This is a genomic window from Halomonas stenophila (assembly GCF_014192275.1).
Taxonomy (GTDB): domain Bacteria; phylum Pseudomonadota; class Gammaproteobacteria; order Pseudomonadales; family Halomonadaceae; genus Halomonas; species Halomonas stenophila.
Genome location: NZ_JACHXR010000001.1, coordinates 859,478 through 882,341, shown reverse-complemented (window position 1 = coordinate 882,341; position 22,864 = coordinate 859,478). Strand labels below are relative to the sequence as shown.

The window sequence follows — 22,864 nt, the reverse complement described above, 5'->3', positions numbered from 1 at the left end:
ATTGGAGGTTGCGAATTCTTGCCGATGGGCGCCGTTCGATGCGAAGACTGCTGATCCCGTTGCTGATTCTCGCCCTGGGCGTGGCGGCCTTCGTGGGGCTGAGGGTGACCCGCCCCGAGCCGGCCACGGTGACCCCCCAGGAGCGCAGCTGGCGGGTCGAGACCCTGACCGTGAGGCTCGCCGACCGGGTGCCGGTGTTGCCCCTGTACGGCGAGATCACGGCCCCGGAGCGGGTGACGGTCACCGCGCCGCTCACCGCCCGGGTGGCCGAGCGTCCGGTGCGCGAGGGCCAGCACGTCGCCGCGGGCGAGCTGCTGGTCGCCCTAGACGATGCCGATACCGGTCCCCCGGTGGCGCGTGCCGAGGCCCGGGTTGCGGATCTCGAGGCACAGATCGACGCCGCGCGCATCCGCCACGAGCGTGACCAGGCCGCGCTGGTGCGCGAGCGCGAGCTGCGGGACAACGCCCGGCGCCAGCTGGAACGCAACCGCTCCCTGGTGGCGCGTAACCTGGCCTCGCAGGCGGCCCTCGACGATGCCCGCGATGCCCTGGCGCGGGCTCGGGTCACGGTCAATGCCCGGGAGGGCAGCATCGCCGAGCATCCGGCCCGCCTGCGCGGCCTCGAGGCGGGCCTCGCCGAGGCCCGCGCCGGACTCGCCGAGGCCCGCCGGGATGCCGAGCGTGCCCGGGTCGAGGCGCCCTTCGACGGCATCGTCACCGGCATCGCCGCCGCCCCCGGGGAGCGGGTCAGCGAGGGGGCCGAGTTGCTGTCGGTTTACCCGCGGGAGGGCCTGGAACTCAGGGCCACGATTCCGCGGGCCTACCAGGCCGAACTGTCGGAGGCGCTGGCCGCCGGCCGGCGCCTGGTGGCGCACGGGGAGGCGGCCCGCTTCGTGCTCACCGGGCTGGCCGGCGAGAGCGATCCCGCCGGCGTCGAGGCGATCCTGCGCCTTGAGGGCGCGAACGCGGGCCTGCGTCCCGGCAGCCTGGTGGACGTGCGCCTCGAGCGCCCGGTCGCCGAGGATACCCTGGCCGTGCCGGCCAGCGCCCTCTACGGCGACGATGTGCTCTACCTGATGGACGCCGACGGGCGCATGCGCCGCCTCGCGGTGTCCCGCCGCGGCCAGGTGCCCGGCCCCGACGGGGAGAGCTGGGTGCTGGTGGCCGGCGAGACCCTGGCCGACGGGCAGCGGGTGATCACCACCCACCTGCCCAATGCCGTCCAGGGCCTCAAGGTCGAGCGCGACACCGCCGAGGAGGGGACATGAGCGGTCGCCGGGGGCCGATCGGCTTCTTCGTCCATCATCGCGTGGCCGCCAACCTGGTCATGCTGGTGATGTTGCTGGGCGGTGCCCTGGGGCTGGCGCGGATGAACATCCAGTTCTTCCCGAACTTCGCCCTGGACATCATCAGCGTGCGCACCCTGTGGACCGGGGCCGCCGCCGAGGACGTCGAGCAGGGCGTGACGATTCCCCTGGAGCAGCGCCTGCGCAGCCTCGACGGGCTCAAGCGCATGACCTCCACCTCGGCCCAGGGCGTCTCCAGTATCACCCTCGAGTTCCAGGAAGGCGCCGATCCGGTGCTGGCCCTCGACGACGTCCGCCAGCAGGTCGACGACTTCACCCACCTGCCGGCGGACGCCGAGCCGCCCCGCGTCAGCCGGGTGGCCCATTACGAGCCCGTGGCCCGCCTGCTGATCCACGGTGCGGTCTCCGAGCGGGAGCTGCGCCAGCTGGCCAACCGCTTCGAGGACGCCCTGCTGCAGGCCGGCATCGACCGGGTCGAGACCCAGGGCCTGCCCGAGCAGCAGATCAGCATCGAGGTGCCGGTGGCGCGCCTGCAGGGCCTGCAGCTCAGCCTCGACGAGATCGCCGAACGCATCGACGTGATGTCCCGGGACCTGCCCGCGGGGCTGCTCGGCCAGCAGGACAGCGCCCGCGAGCTGCGCGCCGTGGAGCAGCGCCGCAGCGCCGCCGGCTTCGGTGAGCTGCCGATCCTCAGCAGCGACCGGGTCCAGCTGCGGCTCGGCGACATCGCCACCATTCGCCGGGAATCCCGCGACGGCCAGGTCACCCTCAGCCAGGACGGCCGGCCGGCGGTGGAGCTGCAGCTGCAGCGGGCCGAGAACGGCAACTCCCTGGCCGCCGCCGAGACCCTGCAGCGCTGGCTCGACGAGACGCGCCCGCAACTCCCGCCCTCGGTCCGCCTCGAGGTCCACGACGAGACCTGGCGGCTGATCGCCGAACGCATCGGGCTGCTGATCAGCAATGGCCTGGGGGGCCTGGTGCTGGTGCTCGGGCTGCTCTACCTCTTCCTGCCGGCCCGGGTGGCGCTGTGGGTGGCCATCGGCATTCCCACGGCCTTCCTCGGTGCCATGACGGTGTTCTGGGTGATCGGCGGCTCGGTGAACATGATCTCGTTGTTCGCGCTGATCATGGCGCTGGGGGTGATCGTCGACGATGCCATCGTGGTCGGCGAGGATGCCGACGCCCATTTCCGCCAGGGCGAGGCCCCCCGGCATGCCTCCGAGGGCGCGGCCAGGCGCATGCTCTGGCCGGTGCTGGCCTCGTCGCTGACCACCGTGGCGGCCTTCATGCCGCTGCTGCTGGTGGGCGGGGTGATCGGCAACATCCTCGGCGATATCCCGGTGGTGATGATCTGCGTGCTGATCGCCTCGCTGCTGGAGTGCTTCGTGGTGCTGCCCGCCCACCTGCGCAATGCCTTCGTGCCGGGCCGGGCGCGCCGTGCCGGCCGGCTGTCACGCCCCCGGGAGCGCTTCGAGGCCGCCTTCGACGCCTTCCGCGCAGGGCCCTTCCGGCGCTTCTCGGCGCTGACCCTGCGCCACCGGGCCTCGACCCTGGCCGCGGCGGTGGCCGTGGTGCTGGTCACCCTGGGGCTGCTGATGGGCGGCCGGCTGGCCTTCAACTTCTTTCCCACGCCGGAGCCCACCGTGCTCTACGCCAATGCCAGCTTCGTCGCCGGCACCGACCGGGACCGGGTCGACCGGCTGCTGGCCCGGATGGAGGCGAGCCTCGAGGCCACCGACAAGGCTCTGGGCGGGGGGCTGGTGCAGCACGTGGTGACCCGCCACGGGACGATCCTGGTCGGTGGCGAGCCCTCCCGCGCCGGCGACAACCTGGGCTCGCTGATGGTCGAGCTCACCCCCTCCGACGACCGAACGGTGCGTAACGACGCGTTCATTCGCGCCTGGCGGGAGCGGCTGGCGCTGCCGGCGGGGCTGGAGACCCTGACCATCTCCGAGCGCGCCGCCGGGCCGCCCGGCAAGGACGTCAATGTCCGCCTGACCGGGGAGTCGGCGGAGGCGCTCAAGCGGGCGGCCGGGTCCCTGGCGCGCTCGCTGGCGGAGCTGCCGGGGGTCCACGACACCGAGGACGACATGCCCTGGGGCCGGGAGCAGCTGATCTACCGGGTCAGCCCCCGCGGCGAGGCGCTCGGCCTGACCACCCGGGAGCTGGGCCGCCAGCTGCGCGCCGCCTTCGACGGCCGGCTGGTGCAGGTCTTCCAGGACGGCCCCGACGAGGTCGAGGTGCGGGTGCTGCTGCCCCGCCACCAGCGCGAACGCCTGGAAACCCTGGCGCGCCTGACGATCCGCACCTCGGACGGGCGCTTCGTGCCGCTGGACCAGGTCATGACCCTGGACCATCGCCAGGGCTTCGAGGCGCTGCGCCATGCCGACGGCCGGCTGGCGGTGGAGGTCACCGCGGACGTCGATACCGAGGTCAACAGCGTCGATGGTGTCCTCGCCGGGCTGGAGGCCTCGGTGCTGCCGGCGCTGATGCGCGACCACGGCGTGCGCTACAGTTTCGAGGGGCGCTCCGCCGACCAGCGGGAGACCTTCGCCGACATGCGCGTGGGGCTGGTGGTGGGGTTCACCCTGATGTACGTGGTGCTGGCCTGGGTCTTCGCCTCCTGGAGCCTGCCGCTGATCGTCATGGCGATCATCCCGCTGGCGCTGGTCGGCGCCCTGCTGGGGCACTGGCTGCTGGGGCTCGACCTGACCATGCTGTCGCTGTTCGGGCTCTTCGGCCTGTCGGGCATCGTGGTCAACAACGCCATCATCCTGGTAGCCTTCTACCGCCAGCAGCGCCGCCAGGGGTTGGCCATCGATGCGGCCCTCAACGAGGCGGTGGTGCAGCGGGTGAGGGCGGTGCTGCTGACCTCGCTGACCACCATCGGCGGCCTCACGCCGCTGCTCTTCGAAACCTCGCTGCAGGCGCAGTTCCTGATCCCCATGGCCGTGTCCATCGCCTTCGGTCTCGGCCTCTCGACCCTGCTGGTGCTGGCGGTGATCCCGGTGCTGCTCAGTTACCTGGAGCACCTGCGCTCACGCCTCGGGCGCCATGCGGCGCGGGCGCATGGCGCCGGCCAGGACACCGCCTGACGGCCTCAGGGGCCGTCGGCGTCCTCGGCGAGGCGAGCCAGCAGGGCGGGCTGGCGGGGCACCAGGCCGACCCTCAGGCCCAGGGGGCGAAAGACGCGGTTCATGCTGGCCATGGAGGCGTTGCCGGCGTCCCGCTCGAGATCGGACAGGGTGCGCCGGCTGACGCCCACCAGCTCCGCATAGGCGCCCTGGGACAGGCCCAGCACCTCGCGGCGCAGGTGGCGCAGCACCTGCCCCTCGCTGAGCTCGCCGCGCATCAGGCGCCGGAGCTGATCCAGCAGCGCCGCCTCGCGCTCCTCGGGTGTCATGGGAGTCGGTTTCATGGTGACAGTCCCCAGCGCGTCAACCGTCGGTCGAGATGGCCGAGCCCCACGGCGGGCATGCTCAGGATGCGTTCGGGAACACCACGCGCCGCCAGGCGCTCCCCCAGGCCATGCAGGCGGGTCCCGAGGCGCTCCAGCTCGGCCATCAGGCGGTCCGGCTCGACCAGCTCGCCGAGGGCCCGGGCGATGGCGGGCCAGTCGAAGTCGCCGCCCTGTTCCAGCGGCGGGCCCCACTGGGTAGTGCGCGTCACCCCCTCGGGATCGGCCTTCATGGGGGCGAAGTCGTAGACCGGAGCGTGCCAGATGCCCTCCGGGCGCTTGAGCAGGGCCGCGTTGCGCCCGTGGTTGTCGGAGTTGCCGAAGGCCACGTTGAGCAGGTCGCGCTTGACCCACTCGATCACGAAGCCCGCCCGGTCGAAGGGCTCGCCGAGCTCGCGCACCCGATGCTGGCGCTCGAGCAACGCGACCAGCCGTGCCAGCACCGAAGGGTGGCGCAGGTGGGTTCCCGGGGCCGCCCCGAGCAGGGCATAGACGGACTCCAGGCCGAAGCGGCACAGTTTCCCCTCGCGGGGCTCGACGTCGAAGCGAGGCAGCCACAGCGAGGGGTAGCGCTCTCCCTCGGTCAGCTGCAGGCCCTGGCGGGGCACGGTGTCGACGCCGAGATCGGCCAGTTCCCGGTAGTAGTGGTACTCGGCGCGCAGGATGTCGCAGTCGTCGGCGCTGCGCCGGCCGCGGGGAAACTTGACCAGGAAGTGGGGATCGAGATTGGTCGGGTCGTCCTGCCAGGTGTCGATCCAGACCGCGCCGCCGGGCGTGCGACGCACCAGCAGCTTGGGGGCCTCGCCGCCGGCGCCGGTGGCCCCGCCGCTGGCGGCGCCCATCTGCTGGGCATACTCGAGGAAATCGGTATGGCGATCGATGACATCGCTGAGCGGGAAGCGCTGGGCCTCCAGGGTGCCGCCCGGGGGGCGAGGCGGCACGGCCTCGCGGATGCGCAGATTGCCGACCGGCGCGATGGTGCCCAGGCGCAGCAGCTCGCTGTCCTGCTCGCCGGGGGCCAGGTCCTGGATGCCGAGGTGCTGTATCCAGTAGCGTCGGCTCGCCCCGGCCGGCATGATGTCCTCGAGAAAGCCGAACCAGCGCTCACCGTGGTGCCGCATCATCAGCTCGACCGGCAGGGTCAAGCTGCAGGCGTGCTCGTCGTCATGGGACATCCACTGCAGGGCATGGTCCTGCAGGTAGCCGAGCCGGGCGGGACCGCGCGTGCCGCGTTCCGGATGCGGAAGTTCCAGGCGGGCCGCGTCTTGCCATCGGCCCTGGCGGTAGATCTGGATGGTGAGCTGCATGCTGGACTCGGTGAGCAGGATAATGCTCATAGTCTAGCCTATGATGTAATCGTGAGCAGAAAATTACGCAAAATCTCCCAGGAATCACATTTCTGAGTGAAATATTGCTCAAAGGAGGTGCCCTGATGCCCACCGTCCTGATCACCGGCGCCAACCGCGGCGTCGGCCTGGCCCTGGCCCGGCACTACCATGGCGAAGGCTGGCACGTCATCGGGGCCTGTCGGGCCACGTCACCGGAACTCGACGAAGTGGCCGGGCAGGTGGTCGACGGCATCGATGTGACGTCGCCGGCGGATGTCGCCCGGCTGGCCGCGGCCCTCGACGGCCGGCGTCTCGACGTGCTGATCAACAACGCCGGCATGCTGCACGACGAGGTGCTGGGCGAGCTCGACTTCGATGCCATCCGCGCCCAGATGGAGATCAATGCCTATGCGCCGCTGCGGGTGGTCGAGGCCCTGCTGCCCTGCCTGGGCGAGGGTGCCAGGATCGCCAACATCACCAGCCGGATGGGCTCGATCGCCGACAACGACTCGGGCGGGCGCTATGGCTACCGTGCCTCCAAGGCGGCGCTGAATGCCTTCGGCAAGTCCCTGGCGGTGGATCTCGCGCCGCGAGGCATCGCCGTGGCCCAGCTGCATCCAGGGTACGTGAAGACGCGCATGGTGAACTTCGGCGGCCTGATCGGTCCCGAGGAGGCCGCGGCCGGTATCGCCGCGCGCATCGCCGAGCTGACCCTGGCGACCAGTGGCGGCTTCTGGCACAGCAACGGCGAGCCGCTGCCCTGGTAGGGGGGAGTCGTCGTCGCCTGCCTGCCCCGCAAGTCGGGCCGACACCGGGCTATGGGTCGGCGCCGCCCTGGCCGTCGCGCAGGTAGGCCAGCCAGTAGACGCCGGCCACCAGCAGGGTGCCGCCGACGATGTTGCCGGCCGTCACCAGGCTCAGGTTGAGCAGGGCAGCGGCCATCCCGAGGCCCGGCGGGGCCAGCCAGAGCCCCATCGGCAGGAAGAACCAGTTGGCCACCGAGTGCTCGAACCCCAGCGCCACGAAGGCGCTGATCGGCAGCAGGAGCCCCAGCAGCTTGTCGGTGACGCTGTGGCCCCCCATGGCCAGCCACACGGCCAGGCAGACCAGCACATTGCACAGGATGCCCCGGGCGAAGGCCGCCATGGGGCCGAGGGCGACCTTGGCCAGGGCGATCTCCCTCAGGGTCTCGCCGAGGCCGCCGCCGCCCAGGGCGGCGATGTCCGCCCACACGGCCAGCACGACGGTGCCCAGGCAGCCCAGCACGTTGCCGAGGTAGACCAACCCCCAGTTCCTGAGCAGCTCGCGTCCGCGAATCTCGCCGCTGGCCCAGGCCATGGCCAGCAGGTTGTTGCCGGTGAAGAGCTCGGCGCCGGCCACCACCACCAGCGCCAGACCCAGACAGAAGCTCAGCCCGCCCAGCAGGCGGGTGATCCCGAAGCCCAGTTCGCTACCGGTCACGACCACGGCGAAGAACAGTGCGCCGAGGGAGATGAAGGCGCCGGCGAGGGTCGCCAGCACCAGCAGGGTCAGCGCATCGGCCCGGGCCTTGGCCACGCCCATGCGGGTCACGCGATGGGCGATCTCCCGGGGCTGGTAGGCGTCGCCGAAGAGTGGGTCCCTGTCCATCGCTGCGCTCCCCGTGTCCGCGTGGCGTCCTGTCACTATAGCGTTTCTCTGAAGTGACCCTGGTGGGGCCGCGACGGGGGCGGGACAGGCAGGCACGAGCGGCTGTAGTCGAGGCGATCAAGGCCCGGGCGCCAGGTGGCGGTGTCGTCGGGTCAAGCAGTAATGGGGCTCCCGTCAAGGGCGCTTACGTCGCAAAATTTTCACGCCATCGTCACCTGCCACCCCCCTACAAATGGACTATGTTGAAATCCCACCGAGTCGGGAAGAGGAGGCGGTCAATGCAGCATATCCAGTTGGAGCGACTACCCTGGCAGCACCTCGATCACCGCAAGGCCGAGGCGGCCGACGTGGTGTTCGTCATGCCCCCCGACGAGGAGGTGCGAGGCGTGGGCGTGGACCCCCGCCGAGGCATCTTCCTGCTGCTGAAGTCGAACCTGCGCATCTTTCCCGTCTATGACGGCAGCCACGGCAACGAGCTGTGCGGTCTCCTGCTCCTGGCCGTGGAGGTCGACGACGCCAACGATCGTCGCGTGACCGAGTTCGTCACCGAGCGCCTGTGGCGCGAGACGGGCGTCGCCGCCGGCTAGTCGCGTCCCCCCTGGCGGTGCCGGGCCTCCACCGGCGCCGCCGGCTGTTACCTTCCTGCCTCATTCATGGCGCCCGCGCCATCCGCCCATGTTCCCAGCCCTTGGGGCCGCAGCTCGTGTCGGCCTCGACCGGCGACAGAATCCGTGGCTGACGGTACAATCGACGCACCGACGATACCGACACGCCCCGACCGGCACCGATCCCGGCCGGGGGAGCACCACTCAGCGACGAGACGCAATGTCCAACTCGACCCTCGCCCATGAAACCGGGCTTCGCCGTACCTTCGCGATCATTTCGCACCCCGACGCGGGCAAGACCACCATCACCGAGAAGATGCTGCTGTTCGGCAACGCCATCCAGCTGGCCGGCTCCGTGAAGAGCAAGCGTGACGACCGCCACGCCACCTCCGACTGGATGAAGATGGAACAGGAGCGGGGCATCTCCGTCACCACCTCGGTGATGCAGTTCCCCTATGGCGGTCGCATCGTCAACCTGCTCGACACTCCCGGGCACGAGGACTTCTCGGAGGATACCTACCGCACCCTGACGGCGGTGGACTCGGCGCTGATGGTGATCGACGGCGCCAAGGGCGTCGAGGACCGCACCATCAAGCTGATGGAGGTCTGTCGCCTGCGGACCACGCCGATCCTGACCTTCGTCAACAAGATGGACCGGGATATCCGCGACCCCATCGAGGTGATGGACGAGGTCGAGGAGGTGCTCAACATCCAGTGCGCCCCCATGACCTGGCCCATCGGCATGGGGCGCCACTTCAAGGGCGTCTACCACCTCTACAACGATGTCATCCACCTCTACACCCAGGGGCAGGGCAACCGGATCCCCGAGGACAGGCGCATCGAGGGCCTCGACAATCCCGAGGTCGATGCGGTGCTGGGCGAGGATGCCGCCGAGGAGCTGCGCATGGAGGTGGAGCTGGTGCGGGGCGCCTCCCATGCCTTCGACCACGCGGCCTACCTGCGCGGCGAGCAGACTCCCGTCTACTTCGGCACCGCCATGGGCAACTTCGGGGTCCGCGAGATGCTCGATGGCTTCGTCGAGTACGCGCCGTCCCCCCAGCCCCGGGAGACCGACCGGCGTACCGTCGAGGCGGAGGATGGCAGCTTCACCGGCTTCGTCTTCAAGATCCAGGCCAACATGGACCCCAATCACCGGGATCGCATCGCCTTCCTGCGGGTGTGTTCCGGCAAGTACGAGAAGAACATGAAGATGCGCCACGTGCGCATCGGCAAGGACGTCAAGATCGCGGATGCGCTGACCTTCATGGCCTCGGACCGGGCCCACGTGGAGGAGGCCTGGCCGGGCGACATCATCGGCCTGCACAACCATGGCACCATCCAGATCGGCGACACCTTCACCCAGGGCGAGGACATGCGCTTCACCGGCATCCCGCACTTCGCCCCGGAGCTGTTCAAGCGCGTGCGCCTCAGGGACCCGCTGAAGATGAAGGCCCTGCAGAAGGGCCTGCAGCAGCTCTCCGAGGAGGGCGCCACCCAGGTGTTCATGCCGCTGGACAACAACGACCTGATCCTGGGGGCCGTGGGCACCCTGCAGTTCGACGTGGTCGCCCATCGCCTCAAGCAGGAATACAAGGTCGATTGCCTCTACGAGGGGGTGAACGTCAACACCGCGCGCTGGATCTATTGCGACGATGCCAAGCGGCTCGAGGAGTTCAAGCGCAAGGTGAGCACCAACCTGGCCATCGACGGCGGCGGCTACCTGACCTATATCGCGCCGACCCGGGTCAATCTGCAGATGACTCAGGAGCGCTGGCCGGAGATCCGCTTCAGCCATACTCGGGAACATTAAGCTGGTCAGCGCCGAGCGCCGAGCGCCGAACGCCGAGTGCCGAGGAGGCCATCCCCAGGTGAGCGGCACCGGGGACAGCCCGAAGCGGAGGTCCTATGCCAGGGATGGCATCGGTAGCGCCCAGGGAAGGGTTCACAGCGCCTCCGCGAAGGGCTGTCCCCGGGCAAGCCGCGATTCGTAGCCCCAGAAAGGAGACTCAGGTTCGCTTCCAATATGCTCGTGGATGCCCACTGCCACCTGGACTTCCCCGCCTTCGACGCCGACCGCGAGGCGGTCTTCGCCCGAGCCCGGGCGGTGGGCGTTGCGCATTTCGTGGTGCCGGGCACCACCCGCCGTCGCTGGGGCCGGGTGCTGGCGCTGGGCCAGCGGGACGATGTCAGCCTCTGCCTGGGGCTGCACCCCTATTTCATGGACGCGCACCGGGAGGACGACGTCGAGGCGCTGGCCCGGGCCTTGGATGCCCATCCCGAGGCGGTGGCGGTGGGGGAGTGCGGCATCGATGCGCGCTTCGACGAGACCCTGGCGGCCCAGTGGTCGCTGTTCGATGCCCAGCTGCGCCTGGCCAGGGCGCGTCGCTTGCCCGTGGTCATCCACTGCGTGCGGGCCAACGACCGGGTGGCCAAGCGGCTACGCCAGCTGGCGCTTCCCGCGGGCGGGCTGATCCATGCCTTCGCCGGCTCCCCCGAGCAGGCGAAGGCCTTCCTCGACCTGGGCTTCGTGGTGGGCCTCGGCGGGGCCCCGACCCATGCGCGGGCCAGGCGGCTGCATCGGGCCGTGGCGGCCCTGCCCGACGACGGCTACGTGCTGGAGACCGACAGTCCCGACATGCCCCTGGCGGGGCATCGGGGCGAGCGCAACGAGCCGGCACGCCTCGCCGAGGTGTGCCGGGCGGTGGCCGGGCTGCGCGGCCAGGCCGTCGAGCGGGTGGCCGAGGCGAGCTCGGCCACGGCCCGGCGGCTGTTCGGCCTGCCGGCGGGCTGAGCCGGAGCGCTACGCCTTGCCGGCCAGGCGCTCGGGGTCCAGCCGCTCCAGCGGGTAGGGCAGCTTGAGCGGCTTGAGCTTCTGGCCGGCCACGCGCAGCGGCGGGCTCGGCTCCCGGGTGCTCATCACCGCCAGCACCTCGGCCTCGCCATAGGCATCCAGCTCGGCGCAGAGCACCTCGCCGAGCCGCTTCTCGTCGGCATCCTCGATGGCGCTGCCCGGCTCCGGGATCAGGCCGCCGTCGAGCTGGCCGCGCACCAGGCGCTTCTTCACCTGGCCGCGGAAGTGGGCCCGGGCCACCACCTCCTGACCGGTGTAGCAGCCCTTCTTGAAGCTGATCCCGCCGAGCGCCTCCCAGTTGAGCATCTGCGGCAGGTAGGTGTCCTGCTGGGAGGCCTCCAGCCAGGCGAGCCCCGCCTGGATGTCATGGAGGCGCCAGACGGCGTTGTCCACGGGGCTGGCCTGGGCTGCGAGTGTCTCCCAGGTGGCCGCGGCCCGCTCGACCGGCAGGCAGGCCAGCAGTCGCGGCCGGGGGCCCGGATGGGCCAGGACCTGGAGGTCATCCCGGTTGGCCTGGTGCCAGACCGCGGGCGGCACCACGTCGAGCAGGACCTCCGCCACGGCCGGGACCTCGCGGCCGATCAGGCCGATCAGCGCCAGGTCGTCGCGGGGCGTCAGCGCGGCCTTGTAGAAGGCGGCGAACTTCTGGAGGTGGTCGCGCAGCGAGGGCACCAGGCTCTGGTGCATCAGCAGGCGGTAATGATCGGGCGCCACGCGCCACAGCTGGGCATTGGCCAGCACGCGGCCCTTGGAGGTGCAGAAGCAGGTCAGTGGCGCGAAGTCGCCGTCGGCCAGGGAGACCTGGGCACTGGTCTGGCCCTGCAGGAAGCGTTCGGCATCCTCGCCGGCGACATCGAGGATGCCCAGATGGGCCAGCGGCGTCATCACGTTGGCCTCCATGGCGCGGCGGGCCGGCTCGGGCGTGTCGAAGACGACGCGGTCGGCGCCGTCCCGCTGGCCCCCGAGGTGGGCGATCCAGTCGTTCATGTCAGGGTTCCTTGTCGTGTCCGTTGACGGGCGTTTGTCGGGACATGCGGTCGAGCGGCCCGCATTGCAACCGCTGCCGCGTGTTCGGGCGGCGTGCTAGACTCGCCCCTGTTCGATTCCAGCCGACCAGGAGCCGCCCGATGGCGCACCAGTCTCTCAGTTTCCAGGGCGTCGAGAGCGCCGACCAGGTCAATCGCATCACCACGGCTCTGATGATGCTCGACGGCGTCGAGAGTGTCGAGGTGGGACGCCATGGGGCCGAAGTGGACGGCAAGGTGCGCCGCGAGGCGCTGATCCAGGCCGTGCGGGCCCTCAAGCTCGGCATCGAGGTGACATGATGACCCACGGCATCCAGATCGTCAGCCAGCGCAACCGCATCTTCCGCCAGCGCGTCGAACTCGAGGGCTTCGAGGATCTCTTCGTCGACGTGCCCGAGGCCTTCGGCGGCGAGGACAGCGCCCCGGATCCCCACGACTACTTCGATCTGTCCCTGGGGGCCTGCAAGGCGATCACCGCCCAGATGTACGCGCGCCGCAAGGAGTGGCCGCTGGACGCGGTCAGCGTGGTGGTCAACCGCGATGAACGCGACGAGCGCCATGGGGTCTACCGACTCGACGTGGCCATGACCTTCCATGGGGCGCTGGACGCGGCCCAGCGGGCGCGGCTCGAGGAGATCAGCGACAAGTGCCCGATCCACCGCCTGATGACCAGCTCCACCGTGGAGATCACCACCCGTCTGCGGGGCTGATCCGTCGTTTCCCGCCGGGCGCGATGCCGGCCCGGCGTCACCAGGAGAGCCGATGAGCAAGCCGTTCCGACTGCAAGCGAAGTTCCAGCCCGCCGGCGACCAGCCCACGGCCATCGAGAGCCTGGTCGGGGGGCTCGACGCCGGGCTGGCCCACCAGACCCTGCTCGGCGTCACCGGCTCGGGCAAGACCTTCACCATGGCCAACGTGGTGCAGCGCCTGCAGCGCCCGACCATCGTGATGGCCCCCAACAAGACCCTGGCGGCCCAGCTCTATGGCGAGTTCAAGGCGTTCTTTCCCGACAACGCCGTCGAATACTTCGTCTCCTACTACGACTACTACCAGCCCGAGGCCTATGTGCCGTCCTCGGACACCTTCATCGAGAAGGACGCCTCGATCAACGACCACATCGAGCAGATGCGCCTCTCGGCGACCAAGGCGCTGCTCGAGCGCCGCGATGCGCTGATCGTGGTCTCGGTGTCGGCGATCTACGGCCTCGGCGACCCGGACCAGTACCTGAAGATGCGCCTGCACTTCACCCGAGGCGAGCTGATCGACCAGCGCGCCTTCCTGCGCCGCCTCGCCGAGCTGCAGTACACCCGCAACGACATGGACTTCAAGCGCGGTACCTACCGGGTGCGCGGCGACGTCATCGACATCTTCCCGGCGGACGCCGAGGACGAGGCCGTGCGGGTGGAGCTGTTCGACGACGAGATCGACGCCATCAGCCTCTTCGACCCGCTGACCGGGGAGGTGCGGGGCAAGGTGCCGCGCATGACCATCTACCCGAAGTCGCACTACGTGACCCCCCGGGAGACCATCATGGGCGCCATCGACGCCATCAAGGAGGAACTGGCCGAGCGGCTGGCCTGGCTGCGCCAGCACGACAAGCTGGTGGAGGCCCAGCGCCTGGAGCAGCGCTCGCTCTACGACATCGAGATGATGCTCGAGCTCGGCTACTGCAACGGCATCGAGAACTATTCCCGCTACCTGTCGGGGCGCCAGCCCGGCGAGCCGCCGCCCACCTTCTTCGATTACCTGCCCGCCGATGCCTTGCTGTTCATCGACGAGTCCCACGTCAGCGTTCCCCAGGTGGGGGGCATGTACAAGGGCGACCGCTCGCGCAAGGAGACCCTGGTGGAGTACGGCTTCCGGCTGCCCTCGGCGCTGGACAACCGGCCGATGACCTTCCAGGAGTGGGAGCGGATATCGCCCCAGACCGTGTTCGTCTCGGCGACGCCCGGTCCCTACGAGGCCGAGCATGCCGGCCAGGTGGTGGAGCAGGTGGTGCGGCCGACCGGGCTGCTCGACCCGGCGCTCGAGGTGCGCCCGGCGTCCACCCAGGTGGACGACCTGCTCTCGGAGATCCAGGCCCGGACGGCGGTGGAGGAGCGGGTGCTGGTGACCACCCTGACCAAGCGCATGGCCGAGGACCTCACCGAGTACCTGGACGAGCACGGCGTGCGGGTGCGCTACCTGCACTCCGATATCGACACCGTGGAGCGAGTCGAGATCATCCGCGACCTGCGTCTCGGCAAGTTCGACGTGCTGGTGGGCATCAACCTGCTGCGCGAGGGCCTGGATATCCCCGAGGTGTCGCTGGTGGCGATCCTCGATGCCGACAAGGAGGGCTTCCTGCGCAACGAGCGCTCGCTGATCCAGACCATCGGCCGGGCGGCGCGCAATGCCCATGGCAAGGCGGTGCTCTACGGCGACCGGGTCACCGACTCCATGCGCCGGGCCATCGACGAGACCGAGCGGCGGCGCGCCAAGCAGCTCGCCCACAACGAGGCGCACGGCATCACCCCGGAGACGGTGTCCCGCTCGGTGGCCGATATCCTCGAGGCCGCCCAGGCCCCGGGGCGCAAGGGCAAGGGCCGCAAGGCCGAGCGCAGGGTCGCCGAGGGGGCGGCCATCTACGACCCGGACGAGCTGGGGCCGGCGGAGCTTGCCCGGGAGGTCTCGCGGCTCGAGGACGCCATGTTCGAGGCGGCCCAGGCCCTGGAGTTCGAGGAGGCCGCGCGGCTGCGGGATCGCCTGCACGAGCTCAAGGAGCGCCAGCTGGCCGTCGGGAGGGTCTGAGCGAAGATGCCACCGGGCGGCCGATCCCGTGCCGTCGGCCGGGCTAGGTCTTTTTCCTGTGGCGCCCCAGCAGGCTACGTCCCAGCTGCTTCGCGGACAGCCTGCCATGGTGGGGCGCCGAGTCGTCGCCCTTGAGCATCGAGGTCAGGTAGTGCCTGGCCTGTTCGAGATCGATGTGCGGAGGTAGCGGAGCAACATCGCCATCGGTGTAGGCGTTGATCACTACCGGCCGGTCGGCGGCGAAGGCCTGATCCCAGACGCGCTCGATCTCCTCGGCTCGCTCCAGGCGCAGCCCCTCGAAGCCCAGCAGCCGCGCATATTCGTCGAAGGCGAAGTCGGGCAGGTCCTGCGAAGTCGCGAAGCGAGGATCACCTTCCATCACGCGCTGTTCCCAGGTGACCTGGCTCAGGTCCCGGTTGTTGAGTATCAGGATGATGCACTGCGGGTTTTCCCACTCGTGCCAGTACTTGGCCAGGGTGATCAGGGCCTGGTTGCCTAGCATCTGCATGGCGCCGTCGCCCACCATCGCCACGGCCGGACGGTGTGGGTGGGCGAACTTGGCGGCCAGCAGGTAGGGCACGCCGTTGCCCATCGAGGCCAGGCCGCCGGAGACCGAGCCCAGCATCCCCCGGCGGATCTTCAGGTAGCGGGCATACCAGTTGGTGGCGGAACCCACGTCGCAGCACAGCAGGACGTCATTCGGCAGGCGCGGTGACAGTTCCTGGAACACTCGCTGCGGGTTGATCGGCATGGCATCGGTAGCCGCCCGTTCGTCGGTAATCCGCCACCAGTCGTCGATCCAGCCCTGCAGGCGTTCTCGCCAGCGGTGGTCCTTGTTGCGCGTCACCCGCTCATTGAGCGCGGCCAGGGTCGCCTGGGCGTCGCCGTGCAGGTTGATCTCGGTGGGGTAACGTAGCCCTAGCGCTTGCGGGGCGATGTCGATCTGCACGGCGCGGGCTTGGCCGGACTTGGGCAGGAACTCGGCGTAGGGGAAGCGCGTGCCGACCAGCAGCAGGGTGTCGCACTCCTCCATCATCTTCTCGCTGGCCTCGCTGCCCAGCAGGCCGATCGTGCCGGTCACGCCGGGCGCGTCGTCCGGGACCATGGCCTTGGCGAGAATCGCCTTGGCAATACCGGCCCCGAGACGCTCGGAGAGTGCCAGCAATTCGTCGACGGCGTGCTTGACACCGGCCCCGGCGAGGATCGCCACCCGTTCGCCGCGCTCGAGGATCTCGGCGGCGGCGTCCAGGTCGGCGGGCGCCGGGATTCGCTGCGGCCGGCGATAGCCGACGCCCGAGAATACCGCGCCGTGCACCGCCGGTGGGTCGGCCATCGGCAGGTCCTGGATGTCATTGGGCAGGATCACGCAGGTCACGGTGTTCTCGGCAATGGCAATTCGCAGCGCCTGGTCGATCATGTGTCGGGCCTGGGCCGGCGCGGTCACCATCTGCACATAAGCACCGGCAACGTCCTTGAACAGGCTGATCAGGTCGATTTCCTGTTGATAGTCGGTGCCGAGGCTCAGGCGCGACTGCTGGCCAACGATCGCCACCGCCGGCATGTGATCCTTGCGCGCGTCGTACAGGCCGTTGAGCAGATGCACCGCCCCGGGGCCGGAGGTGGCCACGCAGACCCCTACCCGGTCGCTGAACTTGGCATGACCGCTGGCCATGAACGCAGCGACCTCCTCATGACGCGGCTGGATTAACCGGGGACCCTGCTCGGCACGGCGCAGTGCGGCCATGAAGCCGTTGATGCCATCGCCCGAATAGCCGTAGAGGCGCTCCACTCCCCAGGCACTCAGGCGCGAGACGATGAAGTCGCTGACCGTGGTAGACATGATGCCCTCCCGGATTCATTTGTGGCGCGATGGACCCAATCACAGCTGAAGAACCTGGGTTGCTCAGAAACGTTCGGCGCTGGCCGCCCGCCAGTGCGGCGCGTAGGCCTCGGGGATGTCGTTGCCGAGCAGCTGGCTCGGCGCCAACGGTACGATGCGTTGCTGGTAGGGAGTCGCTGGCGCGAACTGGCTACGGTGTTCGATCATGTCCGGGGTCAGCTTGACCGGGTGCTCGACACCCATCGCTCCGGTCAGGTCGCGGAAGGCCTTGAGGGTGCCCTGATGATACCGGGCGACCCGCCAGGATTTCTCCTCGACGTCGATGGCGCGGCTGCGCTCGGGATCCTGGGTGGTGACCCCGGTGGGGCACTTGTTGGTGTGGCAGCGCCGTGCCTGGATGCAGCCTACCGAGAACATGAACGGTCGTGCGGCATTGCACATGTCGGCGCCCAGCGCCATCTTCACCACCATGTCGAAGCCCAGCGCGACCTTGCCGCTGGCGATCAGGCGCAGGTCGTCGCGCAACCCGGTGCCGATCAGGCACTGGTGGACGAAGGGCAGCGCCTCGTTGATGTAGTTGCCCAGACGGTCCGAGAATTCCTGCGGGGCGGCACCGGTCCCGCCCTCGGCACCGTCGATGGTGATGAAGTCCGGACGGATGCCGGTCTCCAGCATTGCCTTGCAGATGCTCAAGAACTCGCTGCGCTTGCCGAGGCACATTTTCATGCCCACCGGCTTGCCGCCCGACAGGTCACGCAACCGGGCGAGGAACTCCAGTAGACCGGTCGGGGTGTCGAACTCGGGATGCGTGGCGGGCGACTGACAATCCTTGCCCTCCTCGATTTGGCGTATGCGGGCGATTTCGCGGTTGACCTTGGCCGCCGGCAACAGCCCGCCGTGAGAGGGCTTGGCGCCCTGCGAGAGCTTGAGCTCGATCATCTTGACCTGGTCGTCGCCGGCCTTGTCGCGAAACGCCTCGGCATCGAAGCGTCCCTCGCGGGTCCGGCAGCCGAAGTAGGCGGAGCCCAGTTCCCAGATCAGATCGCCACCATGCCGCTGGTGGTAGGGGCTGATCCCCCCCTCGCCGGTGTTGTGGGCGAATCCTCCACGGCGTGCGCCAAGGTTCATGGCGAGTACCGCCGTCGAGGAGAGCGAGCCGTAGCTCATGGCCGAGATATTCAACCGCGAGGCCTGGTAGGGACGCTCGCACTGCGGCCCTCCGACGGTCAGGCGGGTGATGTCCTCGGGTACCTCCTTGGGGACCAGCGAGTGTTCCGCGTAGTCGAATCCGGCGGCCTCGAAGTCGAGCAGGGTGCCGAAGGGTGAGGCGTCTGACCGGCCGTCGGCGCGGGCATTGATCAGGTTACGCTGGGAACGGCTGAAGGGGCGACCGCTCTGTTCGGACTCGAAGAAGTACTGGCGCAACTCGGGACGGATGAACTCCAGCAGGTAGCGCAGATGACCGATGATCGGATAATTGTTCAGGACGTTGTGACGCGAACGCAGGTCATAGGCTCCGAGAAGGGCAAAGGCTAGCCAGACGATGAGCAGGAAACCGGCGGGGTACCAGAAGTAGCCCCAGGCGATGATCCCGGCGAGAACGGCGAACAGAATCGAGAGGAAGTGGTGACGATACATGGACGGCCCTGCAGTGATCGTGGCCTGGTCGCCATCAGGCGCACCATGACCACTCCCCATGGAACGGCCTTCACAGTCTGGGGAGCATTGAGGCGAGTTGCAAAACATTCATTTTATACCGTTATCTTGCCTGTCAAGACCCGGTTGGACCCAAGGCCCCGGCACCGACGCTGCCGAGGGTAGGACGAGTGCGCTATAATGCGCCTCCGTTCGAGCCCGCCGCCGGTGCCCCGGACCGGCTTGGAAGCGGGCGTGTCGACCCAGCCAAGGAGCGTCTTGTCCATGACCGTGATCCGCCAGGATGACCTCATCCAGAGCGTCGCCGATGCCCTGCAGTACATCTCCTACTACCACCCCAAGGACTTCATCGACGCCATGGCGGCGGCCTACGAGCGGGAGGAGAACCCCGCGGCCAAGGACGCCATCGCCCAGATCCTGATCAACTCGCGGATGTGTGCCACCGGCCATCGCCCGATCTGCCAGGACACCGGCATCGTCACCGTCTTCGTGCACGTCGGCATGAACGTGCGCTTCGAGACCGAGATGAGCCTGGACGACATGATCAATGAGGGCGTGCGTCGGGCCTACCGGCTGCCCGACAACGTGCTGCGTGCCTCGGTGCTGGCCGACCCGGATGGCAAGCGCGCCAACACCCGCGACAACACCCCGGCGATCATTCACCACAAGCTGGTGCCCGGCGACAGCGTCGAGGTCCATGTGGCGGCCAAGGGGGGCGGCAGCGAGGCCAAGTCCAAGTTCGCCATGCTCAACCCCTCCGACAGCGTGGTCGACTGGGTTCTCGAGCAGCTGCCCAGGATGGGCGCCGGCTGGTGCCCGCCCGGCATGCTGGGCATCGGCATCGGCGGCACCGCCGAGAAGGCGATGGAGCTGGCCAAGGAGGCGCTGCTCGAGCCCATCGACATCCAGGAGCTGCAGGCCCGCGGGGCGTCCAACCGCGCCGAGGAACTGCGCCTGGAGCTCTACGACAAGGTCAACAGGAGCGGCATCGGCGCCCAGGGGCTGGGCGGGTTGACCACGGTGCTGGACATCAAGGTCAAGGACTATCCGACCCACGCCGCCAACAAGCCGGTGGCGATCATCCCCAACTGCGCGGCCACCCGGCATGCCCACTTCACCCTGGACGGCAGCGGCCCGGCGGCGCTGCCGGCCCCGAAGCTGGAGGACTGGCCGGAGATCACCCGCGAGGCCGGCGACGACGTCAAGCGCGTCGACCTCGATGCCATCACCCCCGAGGAGGTGCGTACCTGGCAGCCCGGCGACACCCTGCTGCTCAACGGCAAGCTGCTGACCGGCCGCGATGCCGCCCACAAGCGCATGGTCGATATGCTCGCCAAGGGCGAGCCGCTGCCGGTGGATCTCAAGGGTCGCTTCATCTACTACGTGGGGCCGGTGGATCCGGTCGGCGACGAGGTGGTCGGCCCGGCCGGTCCCACCACCGCCACGCGCATGGACATGTTCACCCGTACCATGCTGGAGGAGACCGGCCTGCTGGGCATGGTCGGCAAGGCCGAGCGGGGGCCGGCCGCCATCGAGGCCATCCGCGACAACCAGGCCGTCTACCTGATGGCGGTGGGCGGCTCCGCCTACCTGGTGGCGCAGGCCATCAAGAAGGCCCGCGTGGTCGGCTTCGAGGACCTGGGCATGGAGGCCATCTACGAGTTCGAGGTGGAGGACATGCCGGTGACCGTGGCGGTGGACAGCGCCGGCACCTCGGTCCACCAGACCGGTCCCGCCAAGTGGAAGGAGATCATCGCCGAGCGCGCCTGACCGCGCCGCCGGCCGTAGGCCCAGGGCAATCGCAGTCGGGTGGCAAGGGGCGCCGGATCAGCCTCGAGCGATCCTGCTATCTGCGATAGCCCTGGGCGACGGCCCCGCCAACTGGCGGGGCCGTCGTCGTTGCGAGTATGCTGGTGGCGGCGCCGTGTCCGGCGCCGCGGCTTCCTCCCACGGAACGGGGACTGACCATGGCCTCCTGGCTGTTCGGCGTACTGATCCTGGTGATCCATGTGCTCGGTGCCCTCTCGGCGGTACAGGCGCTGCTGTCCAGCCGTACCTCCCAGGGGGCCATCGCCTGGATCATCTCCCTGATCACCATGCCCTACCTGGCGGTACCGGCCTACTGGGTGTTCGGTCGCCCGCGCTTCTACGGCTATGTGTCGGCCCGGGGCGAGCGGGACACCGTGCTCCGGCGCGTGCTGGCCCGCTACCGGGAGCGGGTCTCGCCCTACCTGGCCGATGCCCGGGAGCCCGACGTGCTGGCGGTGGAGAAGCTGGCGATGATGCCGTTGACCAGCGGCAACCGCAGCGAGCTGCTGGTGGACGGGGAGGCGACCTTCGACAGCCTGTTCGCCGGCATCGAGGCGGCGGATGACTACATCCTGATCCAGTTCTTCATCGTCCGCGACGACGCCCTGGGCCTCGAGCTCAAGCACCGCCTGCAGCGCGCCGCCGAGAAGGGCATCCGGGTCTGCTTCCTGTTCGACGAGATCGGCTGCCACAACCTGCCCGAGCGCTACCTGCGCGATCTGCGTGAGGCCGGGGTGGAAGTCAGCGCCTTCCACTCCTCCCGGGGGCTGCGCCATCGCTTCCAGCTCAACTTCCGCAACCACCGCAAGATCCTGGTGGTCGACGGTCGCCAGGGCTGGGTGGGCGGCTTCAATGTCGGGGTCGAGTACCTGGGGCAGCATGCCCGGCATGGCCACTGGCGCGACACCCACCTCAAGCTGACCGGTCCCAGCGTGCTCGGCCTGCAGGAGGCCTTCTGGGAGGACTGGCACTGGGCGACGGGGGAGGTGATCCGCCTCAACTGGGCCCCGGAGGTGACCTGCGAGGAATGCCAGAACGTGGTCATCGTCCCCTCGGGGCCCGCCGATCCCCAGGAGACCGCCAGCCTGCTGGTGCAGCATGCCATTCACAGCGCCCGGGAGCGGCTCTGGGTCACCAGCCCCTACTTCGTCCCCGATCGCAGCGTCCAGGACGCGCTGCGCCTGGCGGCCATGCGGGGGGTCGATGTGCGCATCATGATCCCGGAGCGCCCCGATCACTTGCTGGTGTTCCTCTCGGCCTTCTCCTTCCTGCCCGACATGCTGCGCGCCGGGGTCAAGGTCTACCGCTACCAGCCGGGCTTCCTGCACCAGAAGGTGATCCTGATCGATGAGGAGGCGGCCAGCGTCGGCACCGTCAATCTCGACAACCGCTCCTTCCGCCTGAACTTCGAGATCACCGCCTTCGTGCCCGACCGAGGCTTCGCCGCCGAGGTGGCGGCGATGCTCGAGCGGGACTTCGCCGACTGCCGCCGGGTCAGCCTGGAGGAGATCACCTCGCGCCCCCTGTGGCGCAAGCTGGTGTCCCGGGCGGCCTACCTCTTCGCCCCCGTGCAGTGAAGCGGCTTGGGTCCGCCCCCCGGCTGGGGTACATTAGCAGCCCTCGGCTGGCTCCGGCGTGGGGCCGCTCATGCATCCGTGATCGGGAGTCGTGGTGAACCTCGAGACCAAGTGGCTGGAAGACTTCGTTGCCCTGGCCAACACGCGCAGTTTCTCCGCCTCGGCGCGCCAGCGTCACGTCACCCAACCGGCCTTCAGCCGGCGCATTCGCTCCCTGGAGCAGGCGGTGGGGGTGACCCTGGTCGACCGCTCCACCACGCCGGTCGACCTGACCCCGGAGGGGCAGCTGTTCCTGGTCACCGCCCGCAGCATGGTCGAGCAGCTCAACGAGAGCCTCGGCCACCTGCGCGGCCTGTCCATCGCCAATGAGGCGCTCGACATCGTCGCCGCCCATTCCCTGGCGCTGAGCTTCTATCCCCAGTGGATCTCGCGGTTGCAGAAGGGCGTGGGCGAGCTGCCGACCCGACTGGTGGCGATGAACGTCGGCGATGCCATCCACGTGCTGCGCGAGGGCAACTGCGACCTGATGCTCGCCTACTACGACCCCTACGCCAGCATGCAGCTCGACGCCGAGGTCTTCCCGTCCTTCTCCATCGGCCAGGTGAAGATGCTCCCGGTCAGCCTGCCGGATGCCCAGGGGCGTCCGCGCTTCCCCCTCGAGGGCAACGAGTCGGTGCCCTATCTCTCCTATACCCAGGGGGCCTTCCTGGGCCGCAGCGTGCGCATGCTGCTCAAGAACGACCCGCTGCGCCTGCGCCTGCGCACCGTCTACGAGACCGCCATGGCCGAGGGGCTCAAGGGCATGGTGCTGCAGGGCATGGGCATGGCCTGGATCCCCGATTTCTGCATCCGCGAGGAACTCAAGCACGGTCGCCTGGTGCGGGCCGGCGGCGAGAGCCTCGACGTGCCCCTGGAGATCCGGCTCTATCGCTGCTCGCTGGTCCACAAGCCCGGCGTCGAGAAGCTCTGGCGGCAGATGATGAAGCTGCC

General features: G+C 69.2%; 18 protein-coding genes. 12 read left to right on the top strand and 6 right to left on the bottom strand.

The genetic code is table 11. From position 1 onward, the window contains the following. Positions 1-38 precede the first annotated feature (38 nt). Positions 39-1,268, top strand: coding sequence for an efflux RND transporter periplasmic adaptor subunit (locus tag FHR97_RS03980; protein WP_183382435.1), 1,230 nt, complete (start codon positions 39-41; stop codon positions 1,266-1,268). Then, positions 1,265-4,402 (top strand): efflux RND transporter permease subunit, encoded by a 3,138-nt coding sequence (locus FHR97_RS03975; protein ID WP_183382434.1) that lies wholly within the window; start codon positions 1,265-1,267, stop codon positions 4,400-4,402. Before FHR97_RS03980 ends, FHR97_RS03975 begins: the two co-directional genes overlap by 4 nt. A gap of 5 nt (positions 4,403-4,407) precedes the next feature. Here the strand turns inward: FHR97_RS03975 and FHR97_RS03970 are convergent, their stop codons facing one another. Both FHR97_RS03970 and FHR97_RS03965 read right to left on the bottom strand, forming a co-directional pair. After that, positions 4,408-4,725, bottom strand: coding sequence for a helix-turn-helix transcriptional regulator (locus FHR97_RS03970; protein ID WP_183382433.1), 318 nt, complete (start codon positions 4,723-4,725; stop codon positions 4,408-4,410). Next, complete coding sequence (locus tag FHR97_RS03965) at positions 4,722-6,101, bottom strand: type II toxin-antitoxin system HipA family toxin (protein WP_246403709.1); 1,380 nt, start codon at positions 6,099-6,101, stop codon at positions 4,722-4,724. Before FHR97_RS03965 ends, FHR97_RS03970 begins: the two co-directional genes overlap by 4 nt. A 95-nt stretch (positions 6,102-6,196) precedes the next feature. Here FHR97_RS03965 and FHR97_RS03960 point away from each other — a divergent pair, with 95 nt between their 5' ends. Continuing rightward, positions 6,197-6,859, top strand: a complete 663-nt coding sequence (locus tag FHR97_RS03960) for an SDR family oxidoreductase (RefSeq protein WP_183382432.1) — start codon at positions 6,197-6,199, stop codon at positions 6,857-6,859. A 49-nt stretch (positions 6,860-6,908) separates the two neighbouring features. Here FHR97_RS03960 and FHR97_RS03955 read toward each other — a convergent pair whose 3' ends face one another. Beyond that, positions 6,909-7,721, bottom strand: a complete 813-nt coding sequence (locus FHR97_RS03955) for a formate/nitrite transporter family protein (RefSeq protein WP_183382431.1) — start codon at positions 7,719-7,721, stop codon at positions 6,909-6,911. 278 nt (positions 7,722-7,999) lie between these two features. On the opposite strand from FHR97_RS03955, the gene FHR97_RS03950 reads away from it, so the two are divergent. The 3 genes from FHR97_RS03950 (at position 8,000) to FHR97_RS03940 (ending at position 11,117) form a co-directional block, all read left to right on the top strand. Further along, entirely contained in the window at positions 8,000-8,308 is a 309-nt protein-coding gene (locus tag FHR97_RS03950) for a hypothetical protein (RefSeq protein WP_183382430.1), read from the top strand. A 238-nt stretch (positions 8,309-8,546) separates the two neighbouring features. Then, a complete protein-coding gene (locus FHR97_RS03945) occupies positions 8,547-10,136 on the top strand; it encodes a peptide chain release factor 3 (protein ID WP_183382429.1) in 1,590 nt (529 codons plus the stop codon). Positions 10,137-10,349: 213 nt separating this feature from the next. Further along, a complete protein-coding gene (locus FHR97_RS03940; RefSeq protein WP_183382428.1) occupies positions 10,350-11,117 on the top strand; it encodes a TatD family hydrolase in 768 nt (255 codons plus the stop codon). Between the two features lie 9 nt (positions 11,118-11,126). Here the strand turns inward: FHR97_RS03940 and ygfZ are convergent, their stop codons facing one another. Further along, a complete protein-coding gene (gene ygfZ / locus FHR97_RS03935) occupies positions 11,127-12,164 on the bottom strand; it encodes a CAF17-like 4Fe-4S cluster assembly/insertion protein YgfZ (protein ID WP_183382427.1) in 1,038 nt (345 codons plus the stop codon). A 140-nt stretch (positions 12,165-12,304) separates the two neighbouring features. Here ygfZ and FHR97_RS03930 point away from each other — a divergent pair, with 140 nt between their 5' ends. From FHR97_RS03930 to uvrB, 3 genes are read left to right on the top strand one after another with little or no spacing between them, the layout of a single operon-like run. Then, positions 12,305-12,502, top strand: a complete 198-nt coding sequence (locus FHR97_RS03930) for a copper-exporting P-type ATPase CopA (protein ID WP_183382426.1) — start codon at positions 12,305-12,307, stop codon at positions 12,500-12,502. Next, entirely contained in the window at positions 12,502-12,912 is a 411-nt protein-coding gene (locus tag FHR97_RS03925) for an OsmC family protein (RefSeq protein WP_183382506.1), read from the top strand. The genes FHR97_RS03930 and FHR97_RS03925 overlap by 1 nt, the downstream gene beginning before the upstream one ends. A gap of 52 nt (positions 12,913-12,964) precedes the next feature. Further along, on the top strand, positions 12,965-14,992 hold the full coding sequence (gene uvrB, locus FHR97_RS03920; protein ID WP_183382425.1) for an excinuclease ABC subunit UvrB: 2,028 nt from the start codon (positions 12,965-12,967) through the stop codon (positions 14,990-14,992). A gap of 43 nt (positions 14,993-15,035) precedes the next feature. Here the strand turns inward: uvrB and FHR97_RS03915 are convergent, their stop codons facing one another. Both FHR97_RS03915 and FHR97_RS03910 read right to left on the bottom strand, forming a co-directional pair. Beyond that, the gene (locus tag FHR97_RS03915) at positions 15,036-16,832 is read right to left on the bottom strand and encodes a thiamine pyrophosphate-requiring protein (RefSeq protein ID WP_183382424.1); all 1,797 of its coding nucleotides are present in this window, start codon (positions 16,830-16,832) and stop codon (positions 15,036-15,038) included. Positions 16,833-16,895: 63 nt separating this feature from the next. Further along, on the bottom strand, positions 16,896-18,470 hold the full coding sequence (locus FHR97_RS03910; RefSeq protein WP_183382423.1) for an FMN-binding glutamate synthase family protein: 1,575 nt from the start codon (positions 18,468-18,470) through the stop codon (positions 16,896-16,898). A gap of 282 nt (positions 18,471-18,752) precedes the next feature. Here FHR97_RS03910 and FHR97_RS03905 point away from each other — a divergent pair, with 282 nt between their 5' ends. From FHR97_RS03905 to FHR97_RS03895, 3 genes are all read left to right on the top strand, one after another. Continuing rightward, positions 18,753-20,258, top strand: a complete 1,506-nt coding sequence (locus FHR97_RS03905) for a fumarate hydratase (protein WP_183382422.1) — start codon at positions 18,753-18,755, stop codon at positions 20,256-20,258. A gap of 197 nt (positions 20,259-20,455) precedes the next feature. Next, positions 20,456-21,874: a cardiolipin synthase gene (gene cls, locus FHR97_RS03900; protein WP_183382421.1), complete on the top strand. Its 1,419-nt coding sequence runs from the start codon at positions 20,456-20,458 to the stop codon at positions 21,872-21,874. A 94-nt stretch (positions 21,875-21,968) separates the two neighbouring features. Beyond that, on the top strand, positions 21,969-22,864 hold an 896-nt coding region (locus FHR97_RS03895; protein WP_183382505.1), incomplete at its 3' end, for a LysR substrate-binding domain-containing protein.